At 35.7% G+C, this 7,214-nt stretch carries 6 protein-coding genes; 3 read left to right on the top strand and 3 right to left on the bottom strand.

Annotation, left to right across the window (positions count from 1 at the left end; genetic code table 11):
• Together K0B81_08045 and K0B81_08040 are read right to left on the bottom strand one after the other, a co-directional pair.
• Window positions 1-115 (bottom strand): hypothetical protein (locus tag K0B81_08045; protein ID MBW6516547.1); only part of this gene is annotated, 115 nt, incomplete at its 3' end.
• 268 nt (window positions 116-383) lie between these two features.
• Window positions 384-674, bottom strand: a complete 291-nt coding sequence (locus K0B81_08040) for a hypothetical protein (protein ID MBW6516546.1) — start codon at window positions 672-674, stop codon at window positions 384-386.
• 372 nt (window positions 675-1,046) lie between these two features.
• Here K0B81_08040 and K0B81_08035 point away from each other — a divergent pair, with 372 nt between their 5' ends.
• Window positions 1,047-1,601: a nitroreductase family protein gene (locus K0B81_08035; protein MBW6516545.1), complete on the top strand. Its 555-nt coding sequence runs from the start codon at window positions 1,047-1,049 to the stop codon at window positions 1,599-1,601.
• Between the two features lie 34 nt (window positions 1,602-1,635).
• Window positions 1,636-2,445: a 2,3,4,5-tetrahydropyridine-2,6-dicarboxylate N-succinyltransferase gene (locus K0B81_08030; GenBank protein MBW6516544.1), complete on the top strand. Its 810-nt coding sequence runs from the start codon at window positions 1,636-1,638 to the stop codon at window positions 2,443-2,445.
• 3 nt (window positions 2,446-2,448) lie between these two features.
• Here K0B81_08030 and K0B81_08025 read toward each other — a convergent pair whose 3' ends face one another.
• The gene (locus K0B81_08025; protein ID MBW6516543.1) at window positions 2,449-3,036 is read right to left on the bottom strand and encodes a TerB family tellurite resistance protein; all 588 of its coding nucleotides are present in this window, start codon (window positions 3,034-3,036) and stop codon (window positions 2,449-2,451) included.
• A gap of 519 nt (window positions 3,037-3,555) precedes the next feature.
• Here K0B81_08025 and K0B81_08020 point away from each other — a divergent pair.
• On the top strand, window positions 3,556-7,155 hold the full coding sequence (locus K0B81_08020) for a T9SS type A sorting domain-containing protein (protein ID MBW6516542.1): 3,600 nt from the start codon (window positions 3,556-3,558) through the stop codon (window positions 7,153-7,155).
• Window positions 7,156-7,214 lie beyond the last annotated feature (59 nt).

Genomic DNA, 7,214 nt, shown 5'->3' with positions numbered 1-7,214 from the left:
CCTTACTTAAATACAATGTCATTGCTGCTGTCAATGTCGTCTTACCATGGTCAACGTGACCGATTGTTCCGATATTGACATGCGGCTTAGTCCTAACAAATTTCTCCTTTGCCATCTTTCCTCCTGCAAATAAAGAACTATAAAAAGTATCTTTAAATACCTATTTGATACTTTTTCTCTTTTAATAGCACAATAAATCCGTACTACTTGTGTGAAGGCTCAAAAAATATTCCCCCGTTAAAGTGTCAATATTTTTTTATTTTTTTTCTTAATCGCTTCAAAATTATACACTTAATATTGAGTCGGGGAGACTAAGATATTATAGCATATTTAAAATTACAACGGTTCTTGTCAGAAAAAAATAAAAACTGTCGTAGGTTATCTTAACTGGGTATCCAAATCTTTTTCGCAACAATGACTTCAGCTTTCGAAGACAAATGTAATGGCTCGTAATTTATAGTGAAAAAGATGAGTCCTTTGTAAGCAGTAATATATTTGTAGTTCTTTGATAAAAAAGCCGGTTTAGAATAGACAACTAATGGCTTTTCAGTCTTAGCAAGCAAAGACAAAAAGGATTCTGGTTTGATACTTATTATTGCTCCGGATGCTTTTGTAGCATTAGCAATAGATTCGTATGCCGCTGTAGTTGCTCCTGCCGTTCCAGCATAATTCATAGTTTTATCTTCTTAAGATTATTTCTTGATAAAATTTACTTAGAAAAAGAATATTCTTCTTTGATGAAGAGTTTTTTTGTCAATTGATTTCTCTGGATATCAGCTGTTCAAGTCTTCCTGCAATTTTGTTGAGCTCAGATGTAAACTTTTATTATCTAAATCGCTTTCATTGTTAGATTAGGGAACAATTAATTAACTGAGGAGAATGCTTCTTTGTGAGAGCAGCCGACCCTTCGATAAAACTAATGAAGTCAATAACCAAAACTATTAAGAAACACCTATAAGATTTTTCTTCTTGACCTTAGCATTAATAATAACTTAGATAGATAAAAAGATAATCATAAGTCTAACTTGTATAATCAGGAGGTATGTATGGAATTGCAAAAAAGTATTGAAACCAGACGGGCTTATAGGTCTTTACTCCCTGTAGAGATTAGTAATGATACGATTGAACAACTAAGTAAGGCAGCTCAATTAGCACCTTCCTGTTTTAACAACCAACCATGGCGTTTCGTTTTTGTTCAAGATCGTCAAAAGCTCAAAGAGCTCTTCACAGCTCTATCTAAAGGTAATCAATGGGCAACAAAGTCTTCTATGATAATTGGAGTATTTAGTAAAAGAAAGTTTGATTGCTTAGTAAAAAAAAGAGTCTATTACCTTTTTGATACAGGAATGGCTGTTGGTCTGTTATTGTTAAAAGCTACCGAACTCGGTTTAGTAGCTCATCCTATTGCCGGTTTTGATGAAGATAAAGCCAAAGAAATACTGAAAATACCGGAAGAAATGCGGCTTATTACCCTTATTATAGTAGGAAAACATAATCCTGAAATAGATCCAAATTTAAGTGAAAAACAGCAAGAAAGTGAAAAAGAAAGACCTTCTAGATCACCTCTCTCAAAATTTTCTTTTATTAATGAATATATATAGAAAAAGAGGCTAACGGAGAATAATTATAATGAATATAGAACAACAGATCTCTATTCTCTTTGAGAAGAAAGAATCTTTTACTGAAGAAGATATCTCAATTTTTGAAGAGTTTCGTAATCAACTAGAGAAGGGCTCTATCAGAGCTGCAGAAAAAAAGGATGGTATCTGGCAAACAAATATTTGGGTAAAAAAGGGTATCTTGATCGGTTTTCGCCTTGGTAAGTTAACGGAAATGCCCTGGTCCGAACATAAAATATTCTGGGATAAGAGTACCTACCCCGAGAGACAAATAACAGGAAGAGAAAGCATTCGCATAGTCCCCGGAGGAAGCTCAATCCGCAGTGGAGCATATATAGGTAAAAATGTTACGATGATGCCCCCAAGTTATGTTAACGTAGGTGCTTATGTTGATGATGGTACAATGTTAGATTCACACTGTCTGGTCGGTAGTTGTGCTCAGGTTGGTAAGAATGTACATATCAGCGCCGCAGCGATTGTTGGTGGTGTATTAGAGCCTATAGGTAGCAATCCTGTAATAATCGAAGACGAAGCTTTTATTGGTGGCAACTGCGGAATCTATGAAGGAGTTATCATTAAATCAAAAGCTATCTTAGCTGCTGGAGTTATACTTACTGCTGCTACTAAAGTTTATGATGCAGTTAACAAAGAGTTTATCTTTGCTGAGCACAATAAGCCTTTAGCGATTCCGGAAAAAGCAGTAGTCATTTCCGGTAGTCGCATGTTACAAGAGCATAACGGAATATCTCTATATTGTCCGGTAATAGTAAAATATCGTGACACTAAAAGTGAAAAGTCTGTAACTCTGGAAGATCTGTTGAGATAGTATCTAATCGAATTTGTACTCTTTCATGACCTCTTTTTTTATTCGATCTCTCTCAACATCAGGTATATGCAATTTATGGGCTATTTGATTTATAACCTCTAACTCTCTATTTATATCTTTGGAATCAGTAAAGCCGATGATATAACATAATCTGAGCAAGAAGTATTTTTTATACGGGTTATTCTGATAGATCATATTTATAATTCTGATGTTATTATCAAGATCAAAATTCTCACTGAGGATCTCATCCTTAAATTTCTCGAACAAGCTATTAACAATCTCTTTGTCGTTACTTCCGAATTTCTCTGATAAACAGGCGTATTCATAAGGATGTTGCTCGATCTGAAAGATCATCTCCGAAATGATCCGTTCCTTTTCTTTTAAGGTAACTTCTTCATCTGCCAACGAAACATAGACCGTCAGTGATAAAGCAGTAGAGATAAAGGAAAAATCATCATACTCTTTCTGCTCCTGCTCATTTCGTGGTTCAAATGTTCTTGTCTCAAAGAAATTCTCTAAAAAACCCTCCTTCGGGGTCTTTTCTACGGCAAAATTAACACTGTTTCCTAAATACTTCGACCATCTCGGCATAATTCCTCCCGTCTTCGTTTTCCTTAGTCATACATTTTCTGACAAATCCACCAAATTGGTTGTTCATTGATAATATATTTAATAATAGCAGTTTAATCAAGCTTTTTTATTCAAAGATGTTTTCTACTCTTAAATTGCCTGATATCTCATGTAAATCTGAAGCAATAATCTATCTAATTAGTAAAAATCATCCCAAATTGTAAAACTCGTTTACCATTAAAGACTCTACGAGTCGGCTATGTCCGACTCGTGTGCTTCCTATTGATATAAGATAGATTATTGGCGTGAAAATTGCTATGTATTAGTAAGTACTTGAAATTTGAAAAAAATAATGACAACTCATCAGAAATGATGAGAAAAGATGAAGGAGTTAGAAAAATTGCTTTCTGATAAGCTTTTAGGAGAAGTTAAAGCGTGAAATAATGATTGATAGAGGATTTCAGACTTAATTCTTGACATGATATTAAACGATATTATCTTGATATAAAATATGAAATTAATTTGGAGGAATAGATTTAGATGAAAAAACGATTATTTTTAACACTGATGGTGGCTATCTTGAGTTACTTAAGTTTTGCCACGATGTCTTATAATTTCGAAGTCGATCGACCTTTACTTCGCAGCAACCAATTTGATAACAATTTACCAGTAAAGATGATACCGGGTGAACCAATGATTGCTTTTAACGATATCCGTATTTTACTTCCTGAAGGGCATCGTTTTATCTCTGCGAATGTATCCTTCGGTTATGAACAGTATGTTGAGGGAGTTTACATTGATTTTGCCAGAGATCCACAACCGATATCATTACCCGGGATTGATGAAACCCTGGCCGATCCGAGTATATATGAATCCGATGTATTTTATCCTTCTAACAGATATGAGATACTCGGAGTACATCGTAAAAATGGACATGACATTCTGGTACTCAATGTTTATCCTTATAGTTATAATGCCATTCGTAGTGAATTAAGATGGTTCGACAGTTATCAAATAAGTATAAAAAGCGAATATGACAATGAGATCGCTACGGAGCAGAATCTCTCTTTAGTAAAAACAGAGAGGATAGAGAATGAGATATCACGTCTGGTTGTAAATCCGGAACTAATGAATACTTATCGTAAAGATTTTATCCGCACTGACTCTATACTCCCTAATGTTAATGAACCTTATCAGATGATAATCATTTCAGATGCCAGCAGAGAAACATTATTCGCTGACTATGTTGATTGGAAAGAAAGCCATGGTATAACAACCGGCTATTTTACTACCAATGCCATTTATGCAAATTACACTGGTGTTGATAATCAAGAAAGAATCCGTAACTTCATTATTGATGCCTATCAGACCTACTCCCAGACGGATACTCCGTTAGAATATGTCATACTTGGGGGTGACGAAAGAATTATTCCTATCCGTGGAATGTATGGAAATGTTGGCAGTTATTATGACTTTGGCATGCCATCAGATCTTTATTATAGTAACCTTGATGGTAATTGGGATGCTAATGGTAATGGGATCTACGGTGAGATCGATGATGGTATAGACTGGTTTGCTGAAGTAGCAATCGGTAGGATACCAGCTTTTTCCGATGCTCAATTTCAAAACTTTTTCCATAAGAGTTACCATTACGCAGATAATAATACTTATAGTGATGATGTTGTCTACATGATGGGCGAGAATTTAGACGGAATACCAACTTGGGGTGGAGATTATAAGGATCAGATAGCTCCTTACATACCTTCAGAATATCATCTTTATACTCTCTATGAAAGAGATGGTACTTTTAGTAGTAACAGTGTTGTTTCAGCAATAAATAACGGTTTAGGAATCATCAATCATATTGGTCATGCAAACTACTTCATCGTTTTCGGTCTCAATAATATTCGCATAGCAAATTTATATAATACCAACTATGGATTTGCCTATACACAAGGATGCTATCCGGCAGCATTTGATGCAGCAACTCATCAAGAATCCGGTTGTGTTGGCCAAAACCTTGTAACCGCATCGGGTGGTCTGTTTGCCTTCATCGGTAACACTCGTTATGGTTGGTACTCTCCAGGCAGCACTAACGGAGCATCGCAAGCTTTTGATATAACTTTCTTTTCCGGACTTTATGATCATAATATCCGCGAATTAGGACATACTCTAAACTATTCCAAAGAAGAGCTGGTCAATGAAGCTATGACTATCGGTGTAATGCGTTGGATCTACTATCAACTCATACTTTTTGGAGACCCATCAATAGCAGTTAAAGATCCTAACGGAAATTTTCCTTATGTTGAACCAATTGACGTAGTTTACGATGATGTTATGGGTGATAATGATGGTATGGTAAATCCGGGTGAAACAGTAAATATTTATCTGGAATTGTTTAACAAACCTAATTGGTCTGATGCAAATAATGTCACTGCTACAATCAGCTTCGACAGTAACTATATAAATGTTTTAAACGAAACAGCATATTTCGGTAACATAACAAACAGTAGTTCAGCATTTAACACTTCAGATCCTTTTGTTATTGAAGTTGATATAAATATTCCTTATAATAATTATGAAATGACCATAGATGTTTCAGCAGAGGGTAGTGGTAATGCTACATTTACCAGAACATATCAACTACCTATGCCTGTGACCTTGATCCAAAACCATTGGCCATGGAATTATTCTTATCCAATAAATGCTTCAACTCTTTTCGCTGATTTTACAGGTGATGGACTAAAAGAATTGATCATCATTGATGCCTTAGGTAATATCAATTTGCTGGATGCAGATGCTAATACTGTCCAAGATCCTTTGTACAATCAGGAAAATATCTGGCGTAGTTTCGCGATCGGAGATGTAACTAACGATGGCAATAAGGAAATTGTTATATCAAGTCGCTATAGTAGAATAATGGCACTTAACCAAGATGGAGATCTCGTTTTTTCTTATGATGATTGTGGACAGCAGATTTTAACTCCGGTAGTTGCCGATCTGAATAATGATGGTCATAATCAGATAATCAGCTTAGGCATGAATAAGGAACTATATGTTCTTGATTCTTCCGGTAATCTTTCAGCGGGATTTCCGGTTACTCTTCCAGAAACTTCGATTGCTGATATTGCTGTTGCTGATATTACTAATGACAATTACAAAGAGATAATTATTGGAGCTCTTGATGGAAATATCTATGTCATCCGATCTGACGGTTCTTATCATCCAGATTTTCCGGTTGATCTTGGATCGGCGATAGTATCAGCCCCGATCGTTCTTGATAACAAGAGAATTGCCGTAGGAACAATTAACAATGAGCTAAAATTCATTTCTTCTGTGGGTAATATACTCTTCGGTTTAGAGCTATCAAATCGAATTGCAACCGAGATTATTGCTGCTGATTTCAATAACGATGGAGAACTGGAACTGGCATTTGCTACTCTTAACGGTTCTGTTCACATAATCCAACAAACCGGTGATTATTTAGATGGCTGGCCTGTTCATCTAAATGAAACTATCTTACAACCACCGTTAGCTGTAGATATAAACGTTGATAATGCAATAAATCTTATCGTATATAGTTCGCAAGGTAATGTATATGCACTCAATTCCGATGGCTCTCACGTCGATTCCTTCCCCTTCCCCTTAAAACGAACTATTACTTCTCCGGCTACTATTGATGATATTGATGGAGATGGCGACTGGGAAATTATTGTGGCAACCGCTGACGGTGTTTTTGTCATAGATAGTAAACATCAGGGAGGTCAAAAAACCCCTTGGACAATGTATCGAGGAAATATTAATAGAACGGGTTATTATGGTGATAATACAACACTCGATATTGATATCCCTATCAGTGAATACATCACTAGTCTCCGGCAAAATTATCCTAATCCATTTAATCCGCTAACAAGAATTGATTTCTCGTTAAGTAACGATATGCAGGCAAATTTGGAGGTTTATAATATCAAAGGCCAAAAGGTTGTAACGTTGATCAATGATATATTGCCCGAAGGCGAGCATACAGTTGTCTGGAACGGAATAAACAGTCAAAATAGAGCTGTCGGTTCAGGTATATACTTTTATAAGTTAACGACACCTGAAACTACTATCACAAGGAAAATGTTACTCCTTAAATAAACCTGTATAAGTGAATATATTTAGAATTTGCCTGATCTGCTTAATTCTGCTCGGTAATG

This window comes from Candidatus Cloacimonadota bacterium (genome assembly GCA_019429305.1).
GTDB lineage: Bacteria > Cloacimonadota > Cloacimonadia > Cloacimonadales > JAJBBL01 > JAHYIR01.
Note: the sequence above shows the minus strand (reverse complement) of the source record. Positions and strands in the feature narration are given on the sequence as shown.

Bases quoted from the DNA above. Each gene is read 5' to 3' on its own strand.
- K0B81_08040 (MBW6516546.1), bottom strand. From the start codon at position 674: ATGAATTATGCTGGAACGGCAGGAGCAACTACAGCGGCATACGAATCT.
- K0B81_08025 (MBW6516543.1), bottom strand. From the start codon at position 3,036: ATGCCGAGATGGTCGAAGTATTTAGGAAACAGTGTTAATTTTGCCGTA.
- K0B81_08020 (MBW6516542.1), top strand. From the start codon at position 3,556: ATGAAAAAACGATTATTTTTAACACTGATGGTGGCTATCTTGAGTTAC.
- K0B81_08035 (MBW6516545.1), top strand. From the start codon at position 1,047: ATGGAATTGCAAAAAAGTATTGAAACCAGACGGGCTTATAGGTCTTTA.